We start from the raw sequence: 23,802 nt of genomic DNA, 5'->3' as shown, positions 1-23,802 counted from the left end.
GCTCCTGGTCGGCGGGGTGGCGGCAGCCGTCAGTGTCTCACCCGCCGCGTGGCCGGCGCCAATCCCCTAGGGTGCGCCGGGCTCCCCGCCGGCAAGGATCTCGCGGGCGGAGGCGAGGTCCTCGGCGAGTCCTTCCGCCTCCGCCGCGCCGACGAGCGACTCCGCCTGTGCGAGGGCGGCCCGGGCGGACGCATGCCGGCCCAGGCGGGTCAGGAGTTCCGCGCGGTAGAGCTCGGCCCGCGCCCGGTCGGCGGCGGGCGCCTCCGGGTGGCGGGCGAGGCCCCGGTCGAGGACGTCCAGGGCTGTGTCCTCGGCTCCGCGGGCGTCCCCCTGCCGCGCGGCCACCTCCAGGACGCGGGCCAGGCCGGTCGCACGGTCCGCCCCGTCGTCCTCGGTGTCGCCGGTGCGGGAGATGCGCAGCCAATTGCCGCCGACATCCACCACGCTGAACCCGCTGGTGGTCCCCTGCTTCCGGCGGGGCCGCAGCAGCCGCGGGATGCCTGCGGAGGGGATCCGCCCGCGGGTGCGCCGCAGCCCGTCGGCGAACGCCCGGTACAGCGCATCGGCGTCGGGCACCGTGATGATGACGCTGCCGAGGGACGCTGCGGGATCGAATCCGGGCACCGCGGAGAGATGGATGCCGATGTCCTCCAGCTCGACGACGGCGTGCGGGTTGGGGCGCACCTGGCGGTAGGTGCGGTGGAAGCCGAGGTCCTCGTAGAAGGTGATGGCCTCGTCGAGGTCCGGGACCGTCAGGATCGGGTACATGCGTTCACCGGCCATGGGTCCCATGCTGCACCCGTGGGGGCCCGGGGTCCATGGGCCTGGCTGCCCGTCATCCAGGCGGCTGCCTAGGCGCCCTGCTCCCCTGCGGCACGGAGCCCGAGCTGCGCGGCGAGTCGCTCGACCGTGTAGTGGTGGAGGGCATCCGGATCGGCGAACGTGTCGGCGCCGTACTGGCCGAAGACCTCGAACGAGACGGCACCGACCAGGGCCGACCAGGCCTGCACCGTGGCCGCGAGGACGTGGTCCGGTGCGGCGAGCGACAGCTGGCCGCGCAGTGCGGCGTAGTCGCCGGCGAGGTGCGCCGGTGCCGGGCCGGCGGCGCCGTGCAGGTCCCCCGCACGCCAGGCGTCGTCGACGATGCGCGCGAGCAGCGTGACGACGCGCGTCCCCTGGGCCGTGGTCCGTTCCCCGGGCGCCGCGTAGCCGGGAACGGGGCTGCCGTAGAGCAGCGCGTAGCGCGAGGGTTCGCGCACGGCCCAGGACCGGACCGCTCCGGCGAGTGCCGTGAACCGCTCGACGGCGGCCGGTGCCGCGGAGGCGACGGCGGCATCGACCTCGTCGCCGAGTTCCGTGTAGGCATCGACCACCAGGAGGGTGAGCAGTTCGTCCCGGTTGGCGACGTAGCGGTAGACGGCCGAGGAGACGACGCCGAGTTCCCTCGCCACCGCGCGCAGGGAGAGGGCTGCCGCGCCCACCTCGCCGAGCTGGCGGCGGCCGATGAGGGTGATGTCGCTGAGCGTCTGTTCGCGAGCGCGTTCACGCGGTGTTCCGGCCATGGCCCCACTGTCGCAGCCGGAAGAGAGCAGTGTCAACTTTCGAGAGCAGCGCTCTTGACTCTGCCACGGAACAGGGTCACCCTTGACCCTGAGAGCACTGCTCTCATACTCCTACCGCCCCGAAAGGCACACCATGAGCCAGTACATCGTCACCGGAGCAGGACCCGTCGGCTGGACCATCGCGGAGCAGCTCGCGGAGCGGGGGGACTCCGTGCGCATCCTGACCCGTTCCGGCAGCGGGCCGGACCACCCCCGCATCGAGAAGCTGGTCGTCGACGTATCCGACCCCTCCGCCCTGGCGACCGCCGCCACCGGGGCGCTCGCCATCTTTCATTGCATCCACGGAAGCGCCTACTCCGCGGCGGCCTGGCAGCGGGAACTGCCGGCGGCCGAGTCCGTGGTGCTCGAGGCCGCGGGACGGGAGGGTGCGCTCGCGGTGTTCCCCGAGAGCCTGTACTCCTACAGCCGGCCGGACCAGGTCATGACGGAGCAGAGCGAGCGCGCGGCGGAGGGCGGCAAGCGCGGTGTCCGTACGGCCCTGCTGGCGGCGCGGGCAGCATCGGCGACGGACACCGTCTCGGTGGTCGCGTCGGACTTCTTCGGCCCGCGGGTGCGGATGTCGCATGCCGGCGAGCGCATGGTGCCGGCGGTGCTGAACGGCACCCGGATCCAGCTCGTGGGCAGCCCGGACGCCGCGCACTCGTTCACCTACGTCCCCGATCTCGCGGCGGCGATGATCGCGGCCGCGGACCTGCCGCGGGTCCGCGACAGGGTGCTGCACGCACCGACCCTCCCCGCCCTCACGCAGCGTGCACTCGTCGAGGCCTTCGCGTCGGTCGCGGGGGTCGCGGCACCCCGGGTGGCGGGGACTCCCGGGTGGCTGTCCGGCGCGCTGGGCGTCGTGCTGCCGTCCATGCGCGAGCTGGCCGAGATGTCCTACCAGTTCGCCCGGCCGTTCGTCATGGACTCGACGTCGTCGCAGCTGGTGCTGGGGATCTCGCCCACGCCACGGGAGACCGCGCTCGAGCGGACCGTGCAGTGGTGGCGTGGCGAACTGGCAGCCACGGCACGCGCCTGACCGCCGGCCTAGCCGCCGGCCTAGCCGCCGGACGGACGCCCGGAGGGCACGTACCCGAGCGTCTTGTCCACGACCCCGGGCAGCGGCCGGCCCTCCAGCCACAGCAGCAGGTTCCGCTCGAACTGCGCGGCGAGGTCGTCGAGCCAGGAATCGGCGTTGCTCGCCATGTGCGGCGTGACGAACACCGACGGCAGGGACCACAGCGGGTGCGCGGGCGGCAGCGGCTCGACGGCGACCGTGTCGAGCACCGCGCCCGCGAGTGCCCCGGCCTGCAGTCGCCCGACGAGGGCGTCCTCGTCCACGAGCCGGCCGCGCCCGGCGTTGATGAGGACGGCGCTGGGCTTCAGGGCGCCGAGGACCTCGGCGCTGACGAGGTTCTCGGTGGCGGGGGTCAGCGGTGCCAGGAGGATCACGTAGTCGAAGGCACCGACCACGGCCGCCAGGTCCGCCGTCGCGTGCACGCGGCCGAAGTCGTCGTCGTGCTCCCGGGCGGTCCGCCCCGCACCCTCGACCCGCACGCCGACGGCCCGCAGGAGCCGGGCGGTGGCGCGGCCGATGCTGCCCGTCCCCACCACGAGCGCCCGGCTGCCGCCGATGTTGCGGCCCTCCCGCCAGGCCCAGCGTGCCTCGCGCTGGGCGTCCCGGAGTGGACCGAAGCCCTTCGCCGCATGCAGCATGGCGCCCAGCACGTACTCCGCCATGGGCTGATCGAAGACGCCGTGCGCGTTGGTCACGACGACGTCGGAGGCCACCAGTTCGGGGAAGAGCAGCTTGTCCACGCCGGCGGCGGCCACGTGCAACCAGCGGAGCGAACCCGCGGCGTGCCACGCGGCGGGCAGCGCGCCGGAGAAGTAGTCCCAGAGGTAGAGCACGTCGGCGCCGTCGAGCGCCCGGGCCAGGCCCTCGGCCGGGGTGACCCGCACCTCGGCGAGACCGGCGAGGCGCTCGAGCCCCCGCACGGGATGCGCGCCCTCCAGCACGGCGATCACGGTCCGCCTAGTCATCGGGCCGCTCCACGCCGTGCCCCACGGCCTCGGGGGCGGCTGCGGCACCGTCGGCGCCGGTGTCGGAGGCGGCGGGGGCCGGGACGGCCCCGGGGTTGCCGGATGCCACCCCTGTCTCCGGGCGGTTCTCGATGGACAGGTCGCGCAGGTACCGGAGGATCACGATCGCGACGGCCGTGGTGGGCACGGCGAGGAAGGCCCCGACGATGCCGAAGAGTGTGCCGCCCGCCGTGACGGAGGCCAGGACGACGGCGGGATGGATCTCGAGCGTGCGGCCCACGAGCAGGGGCTGGATGAAGTTGCTCTCGAGCTGCTGCACCAGGATCACGAGCCCGAGCACGATCAGCGCGCTCACCCAGCCGTACGCGAGGAATGCCACGAGCGTGGCCACGAGCCCGGACACGATGGCGCCGACCACGGGCACGAAGGCGGAGAAGAACACGAGCACGGCCAGCGGGACGGCGAGCGGGATGTCCAGCAGGACGAGTCCCAGCCCGATGAACACGGCGTCCACCAGCGCGACCGTGGCCTGGGCGAGGATGTAGGAGGAGAGCGCCTTCCAGGTGCCACTGGCGATCATCGACGCGTGGACGTAGGCCGCGGAGTTGGTCCAGCGGGACGCCCACGGCATGAAGCGGTCGCCGTCCTTCAGGCAGAAGAACGTGAACACCAGGGCCAGCAGCACGACGACGGTCGCCGAGGTCACCTCACCCAGGCCCGCCCTGATACCGGTGACGATGTTCCCGACGTTCGCCTGCAGCTGCGCCAGGGCGGTGTCCACGATGCCGTCGAGGTTCACCGCGTCGAGGTTGAGCGGCGGACCGGCCACGAAGGAAGCGAGGTCCGCGACGTTGTCCCGTGCCAGGCCGGAGAGATCGGCGATGCCGCTCGCGATGGCGGGGACGGTCAGCGCACCGATCCCGACGACCACGCCGATGAAGCCGAGCAGCGTCACGAGGGCGGCGAGGACCTTCGGCAGGCCCCGGCGCAGGAACCGGTTGACGGGCCAGAGGACGGAGGCGAGGAGCAGGGCGAACAGCGCGGGCAGGACGATGGACCACAGCGCGCGGGTCACGTACCAGAGGATGACGAGGCCGGCGAGGACGATGATGCTCCGGGCCGTCCAGGCCGCGCTGACCCTCAGCCCGTCGGCGAAGGCGTGCGGGCGGAACCGCCGGGCCACCGATGAGCCGTGCGGCTCCGGGGCCGGGGCGGGCCTGGGTGTCCGCCACCGTCCGGGCCGGCGCCGGGGTGCTGTCTGGTCGTCCGGGTTCTCTGATGCTGCGCGTGTCACGTAGCCATCCTGCCCTAGCCGGGCGCAACATTCGGCGTGGCCCTTGCCATCCGGCGGACAATTGGAGGATGAAGCGCTTATCCCGCCCCGGTGCGCGCTGATGGTGCAGCAGGAGCGTGCGCGGACCACGCGCGCGGCGATCATCGGCGCCGCCGCCCGCATCTTCGAGGAGCAGGGGTACGGCGGTACCGCCCTGGCGACCGTCGCCACCCAGGCCGGGGTCACCAAGGGTGCGCTGTACTTCCACTTCCCCGCGAAGGAGGACCTCGCGGTCGCCGTCATCGACGAGCAGCACGCGATCGCCTCCGCGGACGGCGTGCGCGTGCAGGCCCTGGGCCGGCCCGCGCTGGAGACCCTCGTGCTCATCTGCCGCGGGTTCGCACTGCAGCTCCTCGAGCACTCGGTGATGCGCGCCGGTATCCGCCTGACCTTCGAGGCGTCGGCCTTCGGGCACGACGTCCGGCAGCCCTACCTCGACTGGTCGGCACGCTGCGCGGAGCTCGCGCGCACGGCCCAGGACGAGGGCGACCTGCGCCGGGACCTCGATCCCGAGGCCTTCGCCCGCCTCGTCGTCGGGTCCTACACGGGCGTGCAGATGGTCTCCAGCATCCTGACGGGGAGGCAGGACATGCTCGTGCGCCTCGCCGACCTGTGGCGGATGCTGCTGCCCGGCGTGCTGGCCGCCGACCGGCAGGAGCACGCGACGCACCTCGTGGACGTCTTCCTGCACGGCACGACATAAACCGGTCGTACGGTTTGTTCCTGGCCGGAGCATCGCTACAGTTGCTGTCGGCAGAGCGGGGGTTCCGTGGGGGAAGCACCCTGCCCGACCCGCGAGGGTCCTGCCCGCGGGCGCGCACGGCAACGAACGGTGTCGCTGGGCGCCCGCACCACCCCCGGTGCGATCGGCCATCCCTCGCCAGGGTCCGCCCGGCCCTGACTACAGTGGGACCTACCTCCCGACGCGACCAAAGGTGACCCCATGCGCTACGTGAAACTCGGATCCACAGGCCTCGACATCTCGCCGCTCGCCCTCGGCTGCATGAGCTACGGCACCCCGGACCGGGGGAACCATGCCTGGACGCTCCCCGAGGAGGAGAGCCGGCCCCTGATCCGGGCGGCCGTGGACGCCGGGATCAACTTCTTCGACACCGCGAACGTCTACTCGGACGGCTCGAGCGAGGAGATCGTGGGCCGCGCCCTGGCCGAGTTCACGCGCCGCGACGAGACCGTGATCGCCACGAAGGTCCACGGGCGCATGCACGAGGGCCCCAACGGCGCGGGACTCTCCCGCAAGGCGATCCTCGCGGAACTGGACAACAGCCTCCGCCGGCTCGGCACCGACTACGTGGACCTGTACCAGATCCACCGCTTCGATCCCTCGACACCGCTCGAGGAGACCCTCGAGGCCCTCCACGACGTCGTGAAGGCGGGCAAGGTGCGCTACATCGGCGCGTCCTCGATGTACGCGTGGCAGTTCTCGAAAGCCCTCTACCTCCAGCGCCTGAACGGGTGGACGAGGTTCGTCACCATGCAGGACCACTACAACCTGATCAACCGCGAGGAGGAACGCGAGATGTACGGGCTGTGCGCCGACCAGGGCATCGGCGTCCTGCCCTGGAGCCCGCTCGCACGCGGCAAGCTCGCCCGCGCCTGGGACGAGACGACGTCACGCTCGGAGTCCGACCAGTTCGGCAAGACCCTCTACGGCACCGTCGACGCCGACCGCCGTGTCTCCGACGCCGTCGGCACGGTGGCCGAGGCGCGGGGCGTGACCCGGGCGCAGGTGGCCCTGGCGTGGGTGTCCCGCAATCCCGTCGTGTCCGCGCCGATCGTCGGCGTCGGCAAGCCGCACCACCTCGAGGACGCCCTCGCCTCGCTGGACCTCGAGCTGACCGCGGACGAGGTCGCCGCCCTCGAGGAGCACTACGTGCCGCACGCCCTCGTCGGTTTCTGACGCTCCTGCCGGGCGATCCCTAGCGCCATCGCTGCCGGGGAGCAAGCGCCGTGACCGTGTCGGTGCGGTGCTGTACGTTATGAGCACCCTGACCCGGAAGGTACGACGATGACCATTTCCAGACGGCAGATTCTCGGCGGCGCAGGTTTCCTCGCAGCGGCAGCGGCTCTCAACGGCTGCGCCGGATTCTCGGGCGGTGGCACCGACGACGGCGGCGACGGCGACGCGAACACCCTCACCTTCACCACGTGGGGCAGCGCGGCCGAGGAGGAGGGCTTCCGGAGTGGCATCGCCGCCTTCGAGGCCGCGAACTCGGGGACGAAGGTGGAGCTCAACCTCGTCCCGTACGAACAGATCTTCCAGAACATCGACGCGCAGCTCCAGGCCGGGACGGCCCCGGACCTCTTCCGCGTGGACTACGGCACCATCGGTGCGTACAGCAGCCAGGACCAGCTCCTGGACCTCAGCAGCTACTTCGACACGGCCGCCGCCGAGGAGTTCCTCCCGGCCATGTGGCAGGCGGTGCAGTTCGACGGCAAGCCCTTCGGCGTCCCCCACCAGACGGACACCTCGGCGCTGGTGTACCGTACGGACCTCTTCGAGCAGGCCGGTATCACGAGCGTCCCGGACAGCCTCGACTCCGCGTGGACCTGGGACGAGTTCCGGCAGGTGGCCGAGAAGCTGCGCGGATCCATCCCCGACGACCTCTACCCCTTCGTGTACAACTGGCAGCTCGGCGGCTCCACCCGCTGGCTGAGCTGGCTGTTCCAGGCCGGCGGGCGGCTCTTCGACGACGGCCTCACCGGCTCGGCCATCGAGTCCGACGCCGGGACCAGGGCACTCGAGTTCACGCAGGGTTTCTTCACCGACGCCCTCGTCCCGCCGAGCAGCTCCGTGAAGTCCTCGACCTACGCGGACGACGCCTTCTCCGCCGGCACGACGGCGATGGCCTTCGTCGGCAACTTCGTGCTGCCCGGCCTCGAGGAGAACATCAAGGACTTCGAGTGGGGCGCCACCTACCTCCCGCGGGACGAGCGTGGCGCCTGCGACCTCGGCGGGAACGCCCTCGTCGCCACCAAGAACGCCCGCAACCCCGAGCTCGCGGCCGAGTTCCTGAAGTTCATGACGCAGCCCGACCAGATGTCCGACTTCTGCGCCCGCGCCATGGAGCTGCCCACCCTGAACAGCCTCGTCGGCACCGAGCTGGACTACCAGACGCGGCCCGACATCGCGGGCATCTTCGTCGAGCAGGCCACCACCCTGGAGCCGGGCGACGTCGAGCAGCTCACCGCGCCGGCCATGGCGGCCATCAATCCGAAACTGAGGGACGAACTGGAGGCCGCCTTCACGCAGGGCCAGCCGGTGGACCGGACGCTCGCGAACATCGCGGCGGCCGTCGACGCGGCAGCCGGCTGATGTCCGCCGACACCTCGGCCCGCGAGGAGTCGACCGGCAGTACCCGCCCGCCGCCCTCCCCCGCGGCGACCTACACGGCCAGGCCCGGCAGGGCCTCCCGCCAGCGGCTCTCCACCGGGGCGGCCGCGGGGTTCCTCGGCCCCAACCTGATCCTGCTCGGCGTCTTCCTCTTCCTCCCGCTGGGCTGGGCGTTCCTCATCAGCTTCCAGGAGTCCAGCGGCTTCGGGGCCAGCGGCTGGGTGGGCCTCGAGAACTACCGGCGCCTCGTCACGGATCCCACGTTCTGGCAGTCGGCGCTCAACACCGCCGCGTTCACGCTGATCACCGTGCCGTCGAGCCTGGCCCTCGGGCTCGGCCTCGCGGTGCTCATGAACTCGGTGCTCCCGGGGCGGCGGCTGTTCCGCACCCTGATCTACCTGCCCATGGTCATCTCGGGGATCGCCACAGCCCTCATGGGCGTCCTGCTGTTCGACGAGGCCACGGGCATCGTCAACAAGCTGCTCCGGGAGAGCGGGCTCGCCACCGTCCCGTGGCAGTCGCAGGGCACGGCGGCCTTCGCCTCGGTCATCCTCGTGACCCTGTGGATCCGGGTGGGGTTCAACATGGTCATCTACCTCGCCGGGCTGCAGGGCATCTCCCCCGAGCTGTACGAGGCGGCCCGGCTGGAGGGGGCGAGCTCGTGGCAGCAGTTCCGCTACCTGACGGTGCCCCTCGTGGGCCCGTCCACGTTCTTCCTCCTGATCATGGATGTCATCTACTCGTTCCAGGTCTTCGACACCATCTTCGTGATGACCGGCGGCGGCCCCGGCCGGTCCACCTCCGTGCTCGTCACCTACGCCTACGAGAACGGCTTCGTCACCCGCGACCAGAGCTACGCCGCGGCCATCGGGATCGTCATCTTCCTGATCACCCTCGTCTTCACGGCGATCCAGTGGCGGGGCAACCGCTCCCGGGACACCGTCGGCTAGCTCCTCCTCCCACCAGGACAGGATCCCCATGAACCAGACATCCCGCATCCGGCGCGTCTCGCCCGCGGAACGCACCTCCGCGATCGCCCGGCTGGTGACCGCCGTCGTCGTCGGCCTGGTGATGATGTTCCCGCTGTACTGGATGATCACCATCGCCTTCTCGCCGAGCGCCGACGTCGTCAGCCGGGAGCTGCACATCTGGCCGTCGGAGTGGACCCTCGACAACTTCCGGACCATCTTCGGGAACTTCCCCACGACCACCTGGTTCGGCAATTCCGTGGTGGTCACGGCGATCATCACGGTCCTCACCGTCTCCGTGAACCTGCTCGCCGGCTACGCCTTCGCGAAGCTGGATTTCAGGGGCAAGGGTTTCGTCTTCCTGCTGGTGCTCAGCACCATGATGGTGCCCGTCCAGGTACTCATGGTGGCGCAGTTCCGCCTGGTCACCGAGCTCGGGATCTACGGCACCTTCTGGGCGGTCATCTTCCCGTCGGCGGCGTCGGCCTTCGGGATCTTCCTCGCCCGGCAGTTCATCATCGCCATCCCGGACGAGCTGATGGAAGCGGCCAGGATGGACGGCGCGGGTGCCGTGCGCATCTTCCTGCAGATCGTCCTGCCGCTGTGCAAGCCGCTCGTCGCGGTGCTGGTGCTGCTCACGGTCATGTACCAGTGGAACGATTTCGCCTGGCCGCTGATCGCCCTGAAGGACGCCCAGCTGTTCACGCTGCCCATCGGGCTGCTGTACCTGCAGGGTCAGTATGGAGCGGACTACGGCGCCATCATGGCCCTCGCGCTGCTCTCCATCACGCCGATCGTCCTCATGTTCCTCGCGTTCCAGAAGTACTTCGTGCAGGGGCTGGCCCGTAGTGGGATCCGCTAGGCGTCACCATCGCCGGAACCCGCCCTCCGTGCTCAGCACCTGGCCCACCATCCACCGGCCCTCGTCGCTCAGCAGCCACGCGATGAGCCGCGCGGGGTCGTCGGGTTCACCGAAGCGCCCCGACGGGCAGTGCGCGAGGACCTCCTGCAGCGTCTCGGGCGGCCGGTCCGCCGTGGCGTCGTCGAGGTAGCCGGTGTTGACGGGGCCGGGGTTGACGGTGTTGAGGAGGATGCGCCGGTCCACGAGGTGGTCGGCGACGGAGGCGGTCAGTCCGGCGAGCGCCGCCTTGGACGCCGCGTACGCGATCTCCCCCGTCATCGGGCCGGCCACCTGCCCGGACGTCATCCAGATCACGCGCCCGCCCTTCCGGCCGTCGTGCTGTTCGGCGAAGTGCTTCGTGGCGAGGACCGTGGAGCGCGTGTTGACCTGCCAGTGCGCGTCGAGGTCCTCCCAGGTGATCTCGTCGAGCCGCCCGTCGCCCCCGCTCTTCGCGTGGTTGCACACGAGGCCGTCGAGGTGCCCGAGCGCCGAGCGGGCTTCGGCGATGAGCTGCTCCCCGCCGTCGTGCCGCGCGAGGTCGATCCCGGCGTGGGCCAGGGTGGCACCGTCGCGCAGCCGCCCGCGGAGGGACGCGACGACGTCGTCGATGCTGTCCGCGCCCCAGGGCTGCTCGGCGTCGTGCGGCGCGTAGTGGTGCAGGAAGAGGCTGGCACCCAGGCCGGCCAGGCGTGAGGCCACGGCGTAGCCGATGCCCCTGCGCCGGCTGACGCCGGTGACCACGATCGTGCGCCCTGCCAGGGAGGATTCCATGGCCTCCACCCTAGGCTGCCGCGCTTCGCTAGGCTGGAGGCGCCACCGACCCTTCCACCGCCCCGGAGTCCCATGCGCCGCCTGCCGTCCCGCTTCCTCCTGCCGACCGCTTGGAGCTGCGCGGCGGTCCTCGCCCTCACGGCGTGCACGGGTCCGGTGCTGGGCCTGCTGGAACAGGAGCAGGCGGAGCAGGACGTGCTGACCATCCAGACGGACCTCGACGGCATCGACCTCGCCAGCACCCGCTTCCTGGCCGAGCGCGACGGCGTCGAGTACTTCGCGGCGGTGCCGGTGGGCGGCACGGGCGCCGACGGCACCGTCTGCCTCCTCATCGAGGAGGGCATCGGGGTGGGGCTGGAATGCGCGCCGCTCGAGCCGGGGACGGCAGGTCCCACGATCCGCGACAGCAGGGTCACCGCGGTACTGCTACCGGACGAGTTCGACCGGGACTCGCTGACCGACGACGGCTTCGACCTGCCGCACCCGAATCTGGCGCTGCGCCCGGCCGAGCCCGGCGCCTAGCATGGGAGGTGCAGGAGGACCGGAGGAGGAACCATGGCCATTGCAGAGGATGACGGCGGCGAGATGATCGTCGGGGACGTCACGCGGACCGGGGGCAGGGCCCTCGCCGTCGGGCTGTCCCACGCCCCGGACGAGCAGGGCCGGCCGACGATCAGCATCGGCTGGATGGAGCAGGACCAGCACCTCGAGATCACCGTGGACGAGGCCCGGGCACTGCGGGACGAGCTCTCGCGCATCATCGAGGATGCCGAGACCTAACCAGAGACCTGCGTCTGCCCGACGGTGACCCGGTGGTTCTGCTCGCACTGGAAGACGGCGACCGTCCCGGCGGGGACGGGCCCTTCGGCCGGCCACTGGTCCTCGTCGAGTTCGATCAGGCCTGATCCGCAGCTGGGGCATCGGGCTTCCATCGCGTACGTCCTCTCCTCGCAGGGCGGCGGGGACGCCGCTTCCGTCCAGTACACACCGCAATCGCCGCCACGGACCACCCGATGCCGCGCGGCGCCGCTGCTGGACGCGCATCCCGGCCCCGCGCTAGGCGGGCCCGAGCGCTACCCGGCGCGGCGGGCGGTCCGCCGCACCCCGACGGCCACCGCCCCGGCAGCCAGCCCGACGGCCGCGGCGCACAGCGCCGCCGTTCCCCAGGGGAACGGCGGCCTGCCGGCGATGAACCGTGTGGAGGGATCCTCGCCGGAGCGCATGATGGGCATCAGCTCGACGGCGTGCGAGGCCGCTGCCAGCGCCGAGCTGACCCGGTGGAGCGCGGAGCCCGCGCCGCCCGGAGCGTCGAGGAGCGCCCGGTCCACGGTGTCCCGGCACCGGTCGAGGACCGACAGCGGCAGTGCTGCGACGACGTTGCCCGGCGGGCGACGCGCGACCACCGGGTGGGCCCGCGTGGGGGCGATGCGTCGGACGAGCTCCCAGAGCACGCCGAGCACCTGCAGCTCGCGGCGGCCGACCCGCGCCTGGAGCCGCGGGAACAGGGCGTCCTCCTCGTCGCGGACGTCGTCGTCGAGCACCTCGGTGAGCCGGCCGAGGACCTCCGCCCGCTCGGGCGAGCCGTCCTCGAGCCCTTCGAGCTTCCGGACCAGCTCGTTGACCTCCTGGTGCTCGCGCTCCACCTCGAGGGTCAGCTCACCGCCGTCCGGGAGGACCCGGCGCATCACGGGCCAGAGCACCGATTCCTCGGCGAAGGCGTGGGGGAAGACCAGGCGGTAGATGTCGATCAGGACGGCTGCCTGGTCCTCACCCGTGGTCCCCTTCAGCCGCTCCATCAGCGCATGGAGCCTCACGTGGTCCCGCTTCTGCCGGACGAGGACGCTGAGCGGTCCGCCGAGCTGGTCGGTGGTCTGGTCTGCAACCGAGGTGTACACGAGATCTCCTGTAACTGGCGTGGTGGGACGTCCGGGCGCGCTGGGTCCGATCCTCCATCTCTATCGCGGGCGGCCGTCCACCGGCAGGCGGGCTTTCGCTGGTGCCTCCCGTGCCCGGTCCCTATAATCGGGCGTGCCCGGCCACGGCGCGGACATGACGGAAGGACGCAGCACCATGGATCTGGTGGAACGGGCCTCCGCCCTCTACGCGCTGCCGCTCGACCAGTTCACCGATGCGCGGAACGCCGCCGCGAAGGAGGCCGCGCAGGCGGGCGACAAGGACCTCGCCGCGGTGCTCCGCAAGCTGCCCAAGCCGGCCTCGGCGGCCTGGCTCGTCAACCTGCTCGTCACGCGCCGCCGCGACGAGGTGGAGCAGGTGCTGGAACTCGGGGCCTCGCTCAAGGACGCGCAGGCCAGTCTCGACCGCGCGCAGCTCCATGCGCTCGGCCAGCAGCGCCAGCGGCTCCTCTCCGCCGTCGCGCGCCAGTCCCTCGCCGCGGCCGCGGAGGCCGGGTACGACGTCGGACCGGGAGCCCTGCCCGGCGTGGAGCAGACACTGCGTGCAGCGCTCGCGGACCCGACGGCCGCGGCGGCTGTGCTGACCGGGCGGCTGGTCCGGACCCTCGAGGCCTCCGGCTGGGATCCGGTGGACCTCGACGGTGCCGTGGGCGGTCCCTTCACCGCCCCTGGACAGGGCGGGAACGGGACGGACGACGGCGACACGTCCGACGGGCAGGGGCGGAGACCGAGGAAGCCGACCGCGCGGGCGCGCAGGGACGCCGAGGCCCGCCTCTCGGAGGCGCGCGACGCCCTCGCGAGTGCCGAGGACGCAGCCGCGCTCCTCCAGCGGAGGTCACAGCGTCTCGCCGTGCGGCGCGACGGTGTCGCCGCCTCCATCGAGGATCTCGAGGAGCGGCTCGACGCGCTGCGCCGGGAGCAGGCGGACCTCGTCACCGAGGCGGCGGACCTCGACCGTGCTGCGGGTGAGGCGGACGACGCCGTCACCGAGGCGAGGGAAGCGGCGGACGACGCCGCAACGGCCCTCGCGACCCTCGGCGACTGAGCGGGCGAACCGGCGGCTGGACCGGTGGCTGGACCGGCGTCCGGGCCTCAGTCGAAGTGCGTGGTGATCGGGGTATCGGTGGTGCTCCTGAGCACGGTCGAGGCGAGATCCCGGAGCCTCATGTTCTGCGCGCTCGATGCCGCTCGCAGGATCCCGATGGCCTCGTCCTGCGTGCATCGCTGGTGTGCCATGATGACGCCCGCCGCGAGGTCGATGGTGGTGCGGGACTCCATGGCGGCGGTGAGCTGCTCGGTCCTGTCCGTGAGCCGTGCGAGCCGGACCGCGACAGCCAGGGGCGTGGAGGCCCTGCCGGCGAGCAGCTCGGCCTGTCCCACCTCCTCCTCGTGGAAGGCGTTCGGCTCCCGCGAGTAGTAGGTGAGGACAGCCGTCTCCGGACCGTCGAGCCGCACCGGCACCGAGAGGCCGGAGCGCATGCCCCTCTGCACTGCCGCGGCGCCGTAGAGCGGGAACGCGGACCCCGCGGCAAAATCCTCCACCCGCACCGTGCGATCCGTGGCTCCGGCCTGGATGCAGGGGCCGTCGTCGAACCGGTGCTGGATGGCCGTGAGGGTGCGGGCCGCCGGGCAGGTGCCTGCGATCGCGGCCTTCGTGCGCGGCCGCAGGACGATCACGCTCGCCATGCTCCGACCGTGGCCTCCGGGGACGACCGCGGCCGCAACCTCGACGAGGCGGTCGAGGAAATCGGCAAGCCCGGCGCTGGCGATCACCAGGTCCTGCAGGACCTGCCGCGTGTCCTCCGTGTGCCGGAGAACGATGTCGTCGTTCATCGCGGATCCCTTCGGAAGCAGAAAGCCGCTGACTGCCGGCCAACTGCGCCCATCGTACTGACAAGGGACTTTTCCGGCTAGGACTCGGGCACGGAAGGGCTGCCGGGCGGATTTGCCGGGCGCAGGGAGGGCCGCTATCTTGGATGTGGTCCAGTAGTGGGCGGTGACTTCGGTCGGTGCAACCGACCTTTGGACCTTCTAAGGCATACCGTGAACTCCGAGCCCACTCTCAACGATCTCGCCGTGGCTTTCGGCCGCATCCGCGGACTCCTCCTCACCGAAGAGACCGTGCAGCACGCCGTGGACCTCCTCGCCGAAGCGGCGCGGGACCTCATTCCCGGCGCCACCGGTGCGGGCGTCTCCCTCATCAGGCACCGCCGTCGCACCAGCAGCGGCGCCACGGACCAGTCCGTCCTGCGAGCCGACGAGCTCCAGTACGAGCTCTCCGAAGGACCGTGCCTCACCGCCTGGGCGACGAGCACCCCCACGCGGACCGACGACACCACCACCCCCGATCAGCGCTGGCCGCGATGGGCTGCGGCCGCGGCCGGGATGTCGGTCCGCTCGTGCCAGAGCGTGCCGTTGATCCAGGGGCAGACGACGATCGGCGCCATGAAGGTCTACTCGACCAGGGCCCACACGTTCGATGAGGCCACCGAGCGTGCGCTGACGCGCTTCGCGGCCTCCGCCGCCGCCCTGCTCGGCCACGTGCAGACCACCGACACCCCCGCGCGTATCCAGTCCGAACTCTCCACCGCGCTGCAGACCCGCGACCGCATCGGCATGGCCAAGGGGATCCTGATGGCGCAGCGCGGCATCAGCGAGCGCGACGCCCTCCGGGAACTGGTCGCCCGGGCCCAGGAGAGCCGCCGCACGGTGGCCGAGGTCGCCCTGGATCTGACGGCGGGCACCCCCGCGTCCTGACGGCAGCCACCCCCGGCACCCGGCGGGCCCGCGCTGCGGCGGGCCACTGGGGCTCCGGCGGGCAACTGGGGGCTCCGGCGGGCCGCTGCGCCGGTCAGCGGAGACCGGCCGCGGGTCCCACCAGGTTGACGATGTTCCCGAGGAGCGCCGCGTTGAAGTCGACGCCGAGCTGATTGGGGATGGTCACCAGCAGCGTGTCGGCGGCCTGCACCGCTGCGTCGACTGCCAGCTGTTCGGCGATGACATCGGGTGGGCCGATATAGCTGCGGCCGAAGCGGGACGGTGCGCCGTCGAGGATCCCCACCTGGTCCGTCGACTCGCGCTGTGCGCGGACGCCGAAGTAGTACTCGTCGGTCGCGCTGACGATCGGCAGGATACTGCGGCTCACCGAGACCCTCCCGGCCCTCTCGTGGCCGGCCTGCGCCCACGCCTTGCGGAAGATGTCGATCTGCTCGGCCTGCAGCTCGTCGAACGGCACGCCGGTGTCCTCCGTCAGCAGCGTGGAACTCATGAGGTTCATGCCCTGCTCCCCCGTCCACTGCGCTGTCGCCCTGGTTCCCGAGCCCCACCAGATGCGCTCGGACAGTCCGGGCGAGAGCGGGTCGATGGGCAGCTTCCCGGTGCTCCCGGTCATGCGCGGGTTGGCCTCGGCGATGCCGTGGCCGGCGATGGCCGCCCGGAAGAGGTTCGTCGTGTCGCGGGCCATGTCGGCGTCGGTGGAGCCGTCCGCCGGGACGTGGCCGAAGCTGCGGAAGCCGTCGAGCGCTGTCTCGGGCGAACCGCGGCTGATGCCGAGCTGCAGACGCCTGTTGCTGATGAGGTCCGTGACCGCGGCCTCCTCGGCCATGTAGAGCGGGTTCTCGTAGCGCATGTCGATCACGCCGGTGCCGAGCTCGATGGTCTTCGTGCGCGCGGCCATCGCGGCCAGCAGGGGGAACGGCGCCGAGTACTGGGGTGCGAAGTGGTGGACCCGCAGGTAGGCACCGTCCACGCCGAGCTCCTCGGCCGCCACGGCGAGCTCCACGGCCTGGACGAGGGCTTCGCGGGCCGTCGGGACCAGCGAGCCGCGCACGTCCTGGTAGTGGCCGAAGGACAGGAATCCGATCTTCTTCATGCACGGTGCAGCGCTCGGCGGCGTGTTCCCATTCCCGGCCCTGCCGCGGAAGCGCTCGGCGTGCAAGACTGCGTTCATGACGATCCCCATCAAGGGCTACGCCCACGTCCGCCTCACCGTCAAGGACATCGATGTCTCCCGTGCGTTCTACGACGCCGTCTTCGGGTTGCCCGTCGCTTTCGAGGTGCCGGAGGGCGCCGACGAGGCGACGCGCGAGCAGCTCGGCTTCCTGTACGGAGGTGTGATCTACCAGCTCGGCGATACCCTCCTGGGTCTGCGGCCGGTGGCGGACGACGTCTTCAGTGAGAACCGCGTGGGGCTCGACCACCTCTCCTTCACCGTCGAGGGCCGGGATGTGCTCGACGACGCCGTCCGGCAACTCGAGGAGCGCGGCACCCAGCATGCCGGCGTGAAGGACATCGGGGCGGGCTACATCCTGGAGTTCCGCGATCCGGACAACATCGCACTCGAGCTCTTCGCGCCGAAAGCGTAGCGGGCCCGGCGTCGTCGGGCCCGGCGTCTTCGGCGCCCGGCGTCATCGGGTCCTACGAGGGACCGACGCCGTTCACCTCCAGCTCGGCTTCGTCCGCCAGGCGCCGGAGTTGCGCGATCCCCTGCCCGCCCAGCTCCCGCGGCCTGGTGTCGAGGATGCACATGCTGCCCACGAACCATCCACCGGGCCCGCGCAGTGGTACGCCCGCGTAGAAGCGGATGAAGGGTGCCTGCGTCACGAGCGGATTGTCGTGGAAGAGCGGATGCGCCAGGAGGTCGGGCACCACCAGGGGGTCCTCGCCCTGAATGGTGACGTTGCAGAACGCGGCGTCGCGGTCGATCGTGCGCGGGAGGTTACCGACGAAGGACTTGAGGTAGAGCCGGTCCTCCGCGATGAGCGAGATGATCGCCGTCGTCACCCCGAACCGGGTCACCGCCCGGCGCGTCAGGCGGTCGAAGCGCTCCTCGTCGCCGGAATCGAGGAGGCCGGAACGGTCGAGTGATCGCAGCCGCTGCCGCTCGGCCTGCCGGGACGTGGGTGCTCCGGACAGGACGGTCGCTGCGAAAGGGAAGGATATCGGCAAGAAGAAGTCCGCTCGGGTGGGGTAGGGATGACCTGCCGGTTTCTGAAACAGCAGCTACATCAAGAGTGGCTGTCGAACCTCAAGTCGACGGGCGATAGCTGCCCCACGCGATGAAAGCTTTGGCGAACTTTTCCGTGCGGCGCGGTCCTGCGACCCCCGGGCCTGGCCACACGCGAAGAGCCCGGCCGGCGGATCTTTGTTCATATTCGCTCTTGTGTTCTATTTCACAAAGAGTAAAATAGTTACTATGTTCGGTAATGGTGGAAGCGGCTCGGAGGGGTCCCCTTCCGGCGCGGACACGCCGGGCGTGGACGCTTCTACCGTGCGCCGGTGGATCGCGAGCCTGGCCCCTCCCACGTCGGGCACCCGTGGTGCCACGACGGCCACTCTTCCCGATGCGCCTGCTCTTCCTGATGCGCCTTTCCCCGATGCACCGGTCGAGGGCTACGAGGAAGCACTGGTGTCACGGCTGCGGGCGCTCGAAGACCTGAAGTGCGCCGCCTCGGCTGCCCAGGCCCGCGCGGCACTCGCCCTCGATACTTCTCGACGACGGGCCGAGGCGGCCGCCGGGGTTCCGGCCGAACAGCGTGGTCGAGGAGTTGGCGCCGAAGTCGCTCTGGCGCGTCGCGAATCGCCGCACCAGGGTTCGCGGCTGCTGGGGCTTGCCCGGGCGCTCGTGGGCGATCTGCCCCACACCCTGGCAGCTCTCGAATCCGGGGTGCTCAACGAGTGGCGCGCCACTCTGATCGTCCGCGAGACCATCTGCCTCCGCGCGGAGAACCGACAGGCGGTGGACGCGGAACTGGCAGCCGATACCGGTGTGCTCGAGGGCGTCGGCACCCAGGGCGTGAAGAGCAGGGCCCGGAAGATCGCCTACCGCCTCGAACCCGAGGTCGCCGTCGCCAGGGCCCGCAGGGCTGTCAGTGAGCGCTACGTCAGTTGCCGCCCCGCGCCCGACACCATGGCCTACCTGACCGCGCTGCTTCCCGCCGCCGAAGCCATCAGTGCGTACTCGGCGCTGTCCCGTCATGCGGATACCCGGATCAGCGAAGGCGGGAGTTGCGGTCGCGGACGTGGGCAGCTGATGGCGGACGCCTTCGTCGAACGCCTGACCGGTGCGGCGGCAGGAAGCGTGCGGACCGAAGTGCAGCTGATCATGACCGATCGCACACTGCTCCAGGGTGACAGCGAGCCGGCCTACCTGCCCGGCTACGGCTCCGTGCCGGCCCAGATCGCCCGTGATCTGCTGCGGAACGACACCCGGGGTCACCAGGACGGACTCGGGAACACGCTCGAGGGAGCCAAGGACGAGGGCGGCGACGACAGGCATTCCAGCGGACACCGTCACCCACGCGGAGACTGCCACCCAGGCGGCACCGGCGATACCGACGAAAGCGGCGGCGACCGGCGCCCACGCGGCACCGGCGATACCGGCAACACTGGTGATACCGATGAAAGCGGCGACGACCGGCACCCCAGCGGCGGCCGTCACCCATGCGGCACCGGCGATACCGGCGCCGACCGGCACCCCAGCGGCGACCGGCACTTCAGCGGCGTCGATGACATCGGCGGTACTGCTGATCCCGCCGCTCAGGTCTGGCTGCGGCGGCTCTACACGGCCCCGGACACCGGCCGGTTGGTGGCGATGGACTCCCGCGCCCGGCTCTTCCCGCCCGGACTCCGCCGGTTGATCGCCGCACGGGATGCCACCTGCCGCACACCGTACTGTGACGCGCCGATCCGGCATGCCGACCACATCCTGCCTTGGCGGATCACCAGCGTGACGACCGCGGAGGGCGGGCAGGGATTGTGCGAGAGCTGCAACTACATCAAGGAAGCGTCCGGCTGGTCGTCACAACCCCTGCCCGGACCACGGCACGCGATCGAGCGGCGCACCCCCACCGGGCACACGTACGTTTCCGCCGCGCCGCCGCTTCCCGGAACACCTGCGACCGCGACATCAGGGACCGGGAAACCTGGACCCAGCACGTACGGGTCCAGCACCTACCGAGGCGTGACACCACGACCTGATGTGTCCCTGACCGACGGGTCAGCAAGGCTGGCGCACTCGGTGATCGATCTCGTCCTCCAGCCGGCCGCGGCATGAGGGGGTGCCGAGACGGGTCAGCAAGGCTGGCGCACTCGGTGATCGATCTCGTCCTCCAGCCGGCCGCGGCATGAGGGGGGGGTGTCCAACAGAACCGGCAGCCACGCTGCAACGCCAGGGACGTTGCAGCGTGACTGCCGGATCGGTGATGGGTCGAACGTCAGGGCAGCTTGACCGCCAGGACGTTGCAGGGCGCCGACAGCAGGATCGTCTGTGCCGTCGACCCCATGATGAGCTTGCCCACCGGCGTTCTGTGCCGCAGGCCGATCACGATCAGCTCCGCCGCCAACTCCTCCGCCGTGTCGACGACCTCCTCGGCCGCCGTGGCCTCCGAGATGCTGTGGCGGATGGTGTACGGAACACCGGTGGCACTGAGCATGCCCTCCAGCTTCGAGACATCCTCCGAGTCGGCATAGGCGGGATTGACCAGGCGGTCGGCCCGGGTGGTGTTGATGACCACCAGCTCGGCGCCGCGACGTCGCGCCTCCTCCACGGCCTCGGTGACGGCGGCCTCCCCCAGGGCGTTGGGCACGTAGCCCACCACGATGGCGCTCATCGGTCGGTGTCCTTCCGGTCAGGAGCCGTCGGCGTCGAGGACGCCGTGGTCGGGGGTGAGGTGGTGGTGGTCGCCGCACTCGTCGGCGTCGAGGACACCGTGGCGGTGCCCGTGCCCGCACTCGTCGGCGCGGTGGACGCCGACGACGCCGGCGACACCCCCTCGGACGATGCGGTCCCGGACGGAGCCGCGGAGCCGCGGACGACGTCGGACGCATCGGCGTTCGCTGCGACCATCGCCTCGAACTGGCGCTGCCGGCGCTTGAGCAGGAACGAGAGGGCGAAGATGATGATCAGGACGACGTAGATGGTCGCGGCGACCGGCGACTGGATGAGCGCCACCGGGTCGCCCTGCGAGATCGCGAGCGACCGGCGCAGCTGGCTCTCGAAGATGGGTCCGAGGATCAGGCCCACCACCATCGGTGCGATCGGGTAGCCGAACCGCCGCATGAAGAACCCGAGGATTCCGACGATCAGCAGGATGATGACGTCGATCGGCGTGAAGTTCACCGAGAACGCACCCAGCACCGCGAACACCAGGATGCCCGCGTACAGGTAGGGCCTCGGGATCTGCAGGATCTTGACCCAGATGCCGACGAGCGGGAGGTTCAGCACGAGCAGCATCAGGTTCCCCACGTAGAGGCTCGCGATGAGCGCCCACACGAGCGCGCTGTTGGATTCGAACAGCTGGGGTCCCACGGGGATCTGGTAGCGCTGGAACGCCACGAGCATCATGGCGGCCGTGGCCGTCGTCGGGATACCGAGCGTCAGCAGGGGCACGAGCACACCGGCAGCCGCCGCGTTGTTCGCGGACTCCGGACCGGCCACGCCCTCGATCGCGCCCTTGCCGAACTGCTTCTTGTTCTCGCCCTTCGCGAGCCTGCGCTCGGCGGCATAGGACAGGAAGGTCGCGACGTCGGCGCCGCCGGCCGGGATCGTACCCACCGGGAATCCGATGAACGTGCCGCGCAGCCACGGCTTCCAGGACCGGCGGAGATCGTCCTTGCGGAGCCAGCTCGTCCAGCCACCGGTGACGGGTATGACCTTGATGGGTCCGTGCCGCAGGCGGGACGCCACGTACAGTGCCTCGCCGACCGCGAAGAGCGCCACCGCCACGAGGACGACGTCGATCCCGTCCGCGAGGAACGGGCTGCCGAAGGTGTAGCGCTGCTGGGCCGTGAGCGAGTCGAAGCCGACGAGGGCGATGAACAGGCCGAGACCGAGCGAGGCGAGGCCCCGCAGCACCGAGGAACCGAGCAGTGCGCCGACCGTCAGGAAGGCCACCACCATGAGTGCGACGTACTCCACGGGGCCGATCTGCACCGCGAATGCGGCGACGTACGGGGCCAGGAAGCTCAGCAGGACGGTGGCGATGGTCCCGGCGACGAACGAGCCGACCGCCGCCGTCGCCAGCGCGGCCGCTCCCCTGCCGGCCTTGGCCATCTTGTTGCCCTCGAGTGCCGTGACGATCGAGGCCGATTCGCCCGGCGTGTTGAGCAGGATGGATGTGGTGGACCCGCCGTACATGCCGCCGTAGTAGATGCCGGCGAAGACGATGATGGCCGCCGTCGGCTCGAGGCTGTAGGTGATGGGCATGAGCAGCGCGACCGTCATGGCCGGGCCGATGCCCGGGAGCACCCCGACGGCGGTGCCGACGAGCACCCCGCCGAGCGCGAAGAGGAGGTACATGGGCTGCATCGCCGTGGCGAAGCCCTCCATCAGCAGGACGAAGTTATCCACCGAAAATACCCAGCCCTTCGAGGAAGCCCGGAGGCAGCGAGACGCCGAGGAGTCCGCCGAACACGAACTGCAGCACCAGGGCGAGGAGGATCGCGGTCACCAGGTTGCGCCACCAGGGGCGCGCCCCGAGGGACCAGGCCGCGCCGAAGAACAGGATGGCCGCGGCGACGGGCCAGCCGAGGGGGACGATCAGGAACGCGTGCAGCAGGACGAAGCCGGCGAGCTTCCCGACGGTCAGCCAGTCGGTCCTCGCCTCGACGTCCACATCCTCGCCCTCGTCGGCGGCGCCCAGGTGGCCGCGGAGCACCTGGACCACCAGGCATGCTCCGACGACGACGAGGAGCGCCGAGACGGTGAAGGGGAAGGCGCGGGGTCCGATGTCGCTGGCCGACGGCGGGGTCTGGATCCCGGCGCCGGCGACGAAGCCGACGACGCCGATACTGACGATGAGGAGCGCGAAGACCAGCTCACCGATCGGCTTGCCGGGAGCGGCGGTCGTGCCGCTCCCGGGGCTGTTCTGGATTGAGGTACTCATGGGCTACAGCAGTCCGATGTCGGTGAGGGTCGTCTTGACGCTCGTGATGTCCTCGTCGAGGAAGGTCTGGAACTCCTCGCCGGTCAGGAACGCGTCCGACCAGTTGTTCTCCTCGAGCGTGGCCTTCCAGGTGTCGGTCGCGTGCATGTCCGTGACGAGCTGCGTCAGCTTGTCGGCCTGGGCGTCGTCGATGGTGCCGGGTGCGACGACTCCGCGCCAGTTGGTCAGGACGAGGTCCACACCCTCCTCGGTGAGGGTCGGGGTGTCGGGCAGCTGCGGGGCCGCCTCCTCGCCGGACACCGCGAGCGCACGGAGCTTGCCGGCCTCGACCTGCTCCGCGTACTCGCCGACGCCGGAGATGCCGGCGTTGACCTTGTTGCCGAGCAGCGCAGCGAGGGACTCACCGCCACCCGAGTAGGGGATGTAGTTGAGGTTGTCCGGGGAGATGCCGGCCTCCTTGAGCATGGAGCCCGCGAGGATGTGGTCCGCACCGCCCGCCGACCCGCCCGTGATGGAGACGCCCTTGCCCTTGGACTCGATGTCGTCGAGCAGGTCCTGGACGGTCTGGTACGGCGAGTTCTCGGGGACCACGATCACGAGGGGCTCCTCGGTGAGCCGGGCGATCGGGGTGGTGTCCTCGATGCGCGTGGCGGCGTTGTTGGTCTCCACAGCGCCGACCATGACGTAGCCCATGACCATGAGCGTGTTGGGGTCCGTCTCGGTGGCGAGCTGGGCCAGGCCGTTGGTGCCGCCGGCCCCGCCGACGTTGACCACGGAGGCGCTGCCCACGAGGTCGTTCTCCTTGAGGTCCGTCTCCATGGCGCGGCCGGTCTGGTCCCAGCCTCCACCCGGATCGGCGGGGACCACGATGTTGAGTTTCTCGATGGTCCCTTCGGCGTCCCCGGCGGTGGTGCTCTCCGTCATCGAGCTGCAGGCCGAGAGGGCGAGCGCGGAGACGAGGGCGAGGGATGCGAGGGTCGAGCGGCGCGTCGTCGTGCGATCGATCGTCATGGGGTTCTCTTCCTTGAGATGTGAT

General features: G+C 70.9%; 26 protein-coding genes. 12 read left to right on the top strand and 14 right to left on the bottom strand.

The genetic code is table 11. The features are described from left to right. Nucleotides 1–66: 66 nt before the first annotated feature. A complete protein-coding gene (locus QFZ50_RS01745) occupies nt 67–783 on the bottom strand; it encodes a VOC family protein (protein ID WP_307081317.1) in 717 nt (238 codons plus the stop codon). 68 nt (nt 784–851) lie between these two features. After that, nucleotides 852–1,562: a TetR/AcrR family transcriptional regulator gene (locus QFZ50_RS01740; protein WP_307081315.1), complete on the bottom strand. Its 711-nt coding sequence runs from the start codon at nt 1,560–1,562 to the stop codon at nt 852–854. A gap of 133 nt (nt 1,563–1,695) precedes the next feature. Between QFZ50_RS01740 and QFZ50_RS01735 the strand changes: the two genes are divergently transcribed. After that, nucleotides 1,696–2,640 carry an NAD-dependent epimerase/dehydratase family protein gene (locus tag QFZ50_RS01735; protein WP_307081313.1) on the top strand — a complete coding sequence of 315 codons (945 nt, stop codon included), beginning with the start codon at nt 1,696–1,698 and terminating at the stop codon, nt 2,638–2,640. Nucleotides 2,641–2,660: 20 nt separating this feature from the next. Here QFZ50_RS01735 and QFZ50_RS01730 read toward each other — a convergent pair whose 3' ends face one another. Both QFZ50_RS01730 and QFZ50_RS01725 read right to left on the bottom strand, forming a co-directional pair. After that, nucleotides 2,661–3,644, bottom strand: a complete 984-nt coding sequence (locus QFZ50_RS01730) for a D-2-hydroxyacid dehydrogenase (RefSeq protein WP_307081311.1) — start codon at nt 3,642–3,644, stop codon at nt 2,661–2,663. Further along, entirely contained in the window at nt 3,637–4,938 is a 1,302-nt protein-coding gene (locus tag QFZ50_RS01725; RefSeq protein ID WP_307081309.1) for an AI-2E family transporter, read from the bottom strand. Before QFZ50_RS01725 ends, QFZ50_RS01730 begins: the two co-directional genes overlap by 8 nt. Nucleotides 4,939–5,038: 100 nt before the next feature. Here QFZ50_RS01725 and QFZ50_RS01720 point away from each other — a divergent pair, with 100 nt between their 5' ends. From QFZ50_RS01720 to QFZ50_RS01700, 5 genes are all read left to right on the top strand, one after another. After that, nucleotides 5,039–5,680, top strand: coding sequence for a ScbR family autoregulator-binding transcription factor (locus tag QFZ50_RS01720; RefSeq protein ID WP_307081307.1), 642 nt, complete (start codon nt 5,039–5,041; stop codon nt 5,678–5,680). 240 nt (nt 5,681–5,920) lie between these two features. Next, the gene (locus QFZ50_RS01715) at nt 5,921–6,895 is read left to right on the top strand and encodes an aldo/keto reductase (protein ID WP_307081305.1); all 975 of its coding nucleotides are present in this window, start codon (nt 5,921–5,923) and stop codon (nt 6,893–6,895) included. Between the two features lie 108 nt (nt 6,896–7,003). Beyond that, nucleotides 7,004–8,311: an ABC transporter substrate-binding protein gene (locus QFZ50_RS01710; RefSeq protein WP_307081303.1), complete on the top strand. Its 1,308-nt coding sequence runs from the start codon at nt 7,004–7,006 to the stop codon at nt 8,309–8,311. After that, complete coding sequence (locus QFZ50_RS01705) at nt 8,311–9,279, top strand: carbohydrate ABC transporter permease (protein ID WP_307081301.1); 969 nt, start codon at nt 8,311–8,313, stop codon at nt 9,277–9,279. The genes QFZ50_RS01710 and QFZ50_RS01705 overlap by 1 nt, the downstream gene beginning before the upstream one ends. Nucleotides 9,280–9,307: 28 nt before the next feature. Beyond that, nucleotides 9,308–10,159, top strand: a complete 852-nt coding sequence (locus tag QFZ50_RS01700) for a carbohydrate ABC transporter permease (protein ID WP_307081298.1) — start codon at nt 9,308–9,310, stop codon at nt 10,157–10,159. Between the two features lie 3 nt (nt 10,160–10,162). On the opposite strand, the gene QFZ50_RS01695 is transcribed toward QFZ50_RS01700, so the two are convergent. Continuing rightward, nucleotides 10,163–10,969, bottom strand: coding sequence for an SDR family oxidoreductase (locus QFZ50_RS01695; RefSeq protein ID WP_307081296.1), 807 nt, complete (start codon nt 10,967–10,969; stop codon nt 10,163–10,165). A gap of 72 nt (nt 10,970–11,041) precedes the next feature. Here QFZ50_RS01695 and QFZ50_RS01690 point away from each other — a divergent pair, with 72 nt between their 5' ends. Both QFZ50_RS01690 and QFZ50_RS01685 read left to right on the top strand, forming a co-directional pair. Further along, nucleotides 11,042–11,491, top strand: coding sequence for a hypothetical protein (locus tag QFZ50_RS01690; RefSeq protein WP_307081294.1), 450 nt, complete (start codon nt 11,042–11,044; stop codon nt 11,489–11,491). A gap of 33 nt (nt 11,492–11,524) precedes the next feature. Next, nucleotides 11,525–11,749 carry a hypothetical protein gene (locus tag QFZ50_RS01685; protein ID WP_307081292.1) on the top strand — a complete coding sequence of 75 codons (225 nt, stop codon included), beginning with the start codon at nt 11,525–11,527 and terminating at the stop codon, nt 11,747–11,749. Here QFZ50_RS01685 and QFZ50_RS01680 read toward each other — a convergent pair. Together QFZ50_RS01680 and QFZ50_RS01675 are read right to left on the bottom strand one after the other, a co-directional pair. Further along, nucleotides 11,746–11,901, bottom strand: coding sequence for a hypothetical protein (locus tag QFZ50_RS01680; protein ID WP_307081290.1), 156 nt, complete (start codon nt 11,899–11,901; stop codon nt 11,746–11,748). The genes QFZ50_RS01685 and QFZ50_RS01680 overlap by 4 nt on opposite strands. Before the next feature lie 141 nt (nt 11,902–12,042). Next, a complete protein-coding gene (locus QFZ50_RS01675; protein ID WP_307081288.1) occupies nt 12,043–12,864 on the bottom strand; it encodes a hemerythrin domain-containing protein in 822 nt (273 codons plus the stop codon). Between the two features lie 175 nt (nt 12,865–13,039). Here QFZ50_RS01675 and QFZ50_RS01670 point away from each other — a divergent pair, with 175 nt between their 5' ends. Beyond that, entirely contained in the window at nt 13,040–13,927 is an 888-nt protein-coding gene (locus tag QFZ50_RS01670; RefSeq protein ID WP_307081286.1) for a hypothetical protein, read from the top strand. 47 nt (nt 13,928–13,974) lie between these two features. On the opposite strand, the gene QFZ50_RS01665 is transcribed toward QFZ50_RS01670, so the two are convergent. Next, entirely contained in the window at nt 13,975–14,715 is a 741-nt protein-coding gene (locus QFZ50_RS01665) for a GAF and ANTAR domain-containing protein (protein ID WP_307081283.1), read from the bottom strand. A 210-nt stretch (nt 14,716–14,925) separates the two neighbouring features. Between QFZ50_RS01665 and QFZ50_RS01660 the strand changes: the two genes are divergently transcribed. Then, the gene (locus tag QFZ50_RS01660; RefSeq protein ID WP_307081281.1) at nt 14,926–15,639 is read left to right on the top strand and encodes a GAF and ANTAR domain-containing protein; all 714 of its coding nucleotides are present in this window, start codon (nt 14,926–14,928) and stop codon (nt 15,637–15,639) included. A 94-nt stretch (nt 15,640–15,733) separates the two neighbouring features. Here QFZ50_RS01660 and QFZ50_RS01655 read toward each other — a convergent pair whose 3' ends face one another. Continuing rightward, nucleotides 15,734–16,753, bottom strand: a complete 1,020-nt coding sequence (locus QFZ50_RS01655) for an LLM class flavin-dependent oxidoreductase (protein ID WP_307086579.1) — start codon at nt 16,751–16,753, stop codon at nt 15,734–15,736. A 76-nt stretch (nt 16,754–16,829) separates the two neighbouring features. On the opposite strand from QFZ50_RS01655, the gene QFZ50_RS01650 reads away from it, so the two are divergent. Then, nucleotides 16,830–17,246: a VOC family protein gene (locus QFZ50_RS01650; protein WP_307081279.1), complete on the top strand. Its 417-nt coding sequence runs from the start codon at nt 16,830–16,832 to the stop codon at nt 17,244–17,246. Nucleotides 17,247–17,298: 52 nt separating this feature from the next. On the opposite strand, the gene QFZ50_RS01645 is transcribed toward QFZ50_RS01650, so the two are convergent. Further along, nucleotides 17,299–17,829, bottom strand: coding sequence for a GAF domain-containing protein (locus QFZ50_RS01645; protein ID WP_307081276.1), 531 nt, complete (start codon nt 17,827–17,829; stop codon nt 17,299–17,301). 307 nt (nt 17,830–18,136) lie between these two features. On the opposite strand from QFZ50_RS01645, the gene QFZ50_RS01640 reads away from it, so the two are divergent. Then, nucleotides 18,137–19,936 (top strand): HNH endonuclease signature motif containing protein, encoded by a 1,800-nt coding sequence (locus QFZ50_RS01640; RefSeq protein ID WP_307081274.1) that lies wholly within the window; start codon nt 18,137–18,139, stop codon nt 19,934–19,936. A gap of 160 nt (nt 19,937–20,096) precedes the next feature. On the opposite strand, the gene QFZ50_RS01635 is transcribed toward QFZ50_RS01640, so the two are convergent. From QFZ50_RS01635 to QFZ50_RS01620, 4 genes are read right to left on the bottom strand one after another with little or no spacing between them, the layout of a single operon-like run. Then, complete coding sequence (locus QFZ50_RS01635; RefSeq protein ID WP_307081272.1) at nt 20,097–20,492, bottom strand: universal stress protein; 396 nt, start codon at nt 20,490–20,492, stop codon at nt 20,097–20,099. Next, on the bottom strand, nt 20,489–22,231 hold the full coding sequence (locus tag QFZ50_RS01630) for a tripartite tricarboxylate transporter permease (protein WP_307081270.1): 1,743 nt from the start codon (nt 22,229–22,231) through the stop codon (nt 20,489–20,491). The genes QFZ50_RS01635 and QFZ50_RS01630 overlap by 4 nt, the downstream gene beginning before the upstream one ends. After that, nucleotides 22,224–22,766 carry a tripartite tricarboxylate transporter TctB family protein gene (locus QFZ50_RS01625; RefSeq protein ID WP_307081268.1) on the bottom strand — a complete coding sequence of 181 codons (543 nt, stop codon included), beginning with the start codon at nt 22,764–22,766 and terminating at the stop codon, nt 22,224–22,226. Before QFZ50_RS01625 ends, QFZ50_RS01630 begins: the two co-directional genes overlap by 8 nt. Before the next feature lie 3 nt (nt 22,767–22,769). After that, a complete protein-coding gene (locus tag QFZ50_RS01620) occupies nt 22,770–23,777 on the bottom strand; it encodes a Bug family tripartite tricarboxylate transporter substrate binding protein (RefSeq protein ID WP_307081266.1) in 1,008 nt (335 codons plus the stop codon). Nucleotides 23,778–23,802: the final 25 nt, after the last annotated feature.

The sequence above is a fragment of the Arthrobacter agilis genome (assembly GCF_030816075.1).
GTDB lineage: Bacteria > Actinomycetota > Actinomycetes > Actinomycetales > Micrococcaceae > Arthrobacter_D > Arthrobacter_D agilis_E.
Note: the sequence above shows the minus strand (reverse complement) of the source record. Positions and strands in the feature narration are given on the sequence as shown.

What these genes read in the sequence shown, in the direction of transcription:
- QFZ50_RS01745 (WP_307081317.1), bottom strand. Translation starts at nt 783, where the DNA reads ATGGCCGGTGAACGCATGTACCCGATCCTGACGGTCCCGGACCTCGAC.
- QFZ50_RS01740 (WP_307081315.1), bottom strand. Translation starts at nt 1,562, where the DNA reads ATGGCCGGAACACCGCGTGAACGCGCTCGCGAACAGACGCTCAGCGAC.
- QFZ50_RS01735 (WP_307081313.1), top strand. Translation starts at nt 1,696, where the DNA reads ATGAGCCAGTACATCGTCACCGGAGCAGGACCCGTCGGCTGGACCATC.
- QFZ50_RS01730 (WP_307081311.1), bottom strand. Translation starts at nt 3,644, where the DNA reads ATGACTAGGCGGACCGTGATCGCCGTGCTGGAGGGCGCGCATCCCGTG.
- QFZ50_RS01720 (WP_307081307.1), top strand. Translation starts at nt 5,039, where the DNA reads ATGGTGCAGCAGGAGCGTGCGCGGACCACGCGCGCGGCGATCATCGGC.
- QFZ50_RS01715 (WP_307081305.1), top strand. Translation starts at nt 5,921, where the DNA reads ATGCGCTACGTGAAACTCGGATCCACAGGCCTCGACATCTCGCCGCTC.
- QFZ50_RS01710 (WP_307081303.1), top strand. Translation starts at nt 7,004, where the DNA reads ATGACCATTTCCAGACGGCAGATTCTCGGCGGCGCAGGTTTCCTCGCA.
- QFZ50_RS01705 (WP_307081301.1), top strand. Translation starts at nt 8,311, where the DNA reads ATGTCCGCCGACACCTCGGCCCGCGAGGAGTCGACCGGCAGTACCCGC.
- QFZ50_RS01700 (WP_307081298.1), top strand. Translation starts at nt 9,308, where the DNA reads ATGAACCAGACATCCCGCATCCGGCGCGTCTCGCCCGCGGAACGCACC.
- QFZ50_RS01695 (WP_307081296.1), bottom strand. Translation starts at nt 10,969, where the DNA reads ATGGAATCCTCCCTGGCAGGGCGCACGATCGTGGTCACCGGCGTCAGC.
- QFZ50_RS01690 (WP_307081294.1), top strand. Translation starts at nt 11,042, where the DNA reads ATGCGCCGCCTGCCGTCCCGCTTCCTCCTGCCGACCGCTTGGAGCTGC.
- QFZ50_RS01685 (WP_307081292.1), top strand. Translation starts at nt 11,525, where the DNA reads ATGGCCATTGCAGAGGATGACGGCGGCGAGATGATCGTCGGGGACGTC.
- QFZ50_RS01680 (WP_307081290.1), bottom strand. Translation starts at nt 11,901, where the DNA reads ATGGAAGCCCGATGCCCCAGCTGCGGATCAGGCCTGATCGAACTCGAC.
- QFZ50_RS01670 (WP_307081286.1), top strand. Translation starts at nt 13,040, where the DNA reads ATGGATCTGGTGGAACGGGCCTCCGCCCTCTACGCGCTGCCGCTCGAC.
- QFZ50_RS01665 (WP_307081283.1), bottom strand. Translation starts at nt 14,715, where the DNA reads ATGAACGACGACATCGTTCTCCGGCACACGGAGGACACGCGGCAGGTC.
- QFZ50_RS01655 (WP_307086579.1), bottom strand. Translation starts at nt 16,753, where the DNA reads ATGAAGAAGATCGGATTCCTGTCCTTCGGCCACTACCAGGACGTGCGC.
- QFZ50_RS01650 (WP_307081279.1), top strand. Translation starts at nt 16,830, where the DNA reads ATGACGATCCCCATCAAGGGCTACGCCCACGTCCGCCTCACCGTCAAG.
- QFZ50_RS01635 (WP_307081272.1), bottom strand. Translation starts at nt 20,492, where the DNA reads ATGAGCGCCATCGTGGTGGGCTACGTGCCCAACGCCCTGGGGGAGGCC.
- QFZ50_RS01625 (WP_307081268.1), bottom strand. Translation starts at nt 22,766, where the DNA reads ATGAGTACCTCAATCCAGAACAGCCCCGGGAGCGGCACGACCGCCGCT.
- QFZ50_RS01620 (WP_307081266.1), bottom strand. Translation starts at nt 23,777, where the DNA reads ATGACGATCGATCGCACGACGACGCGCCGCTCGACCCTCGCATCCCTC.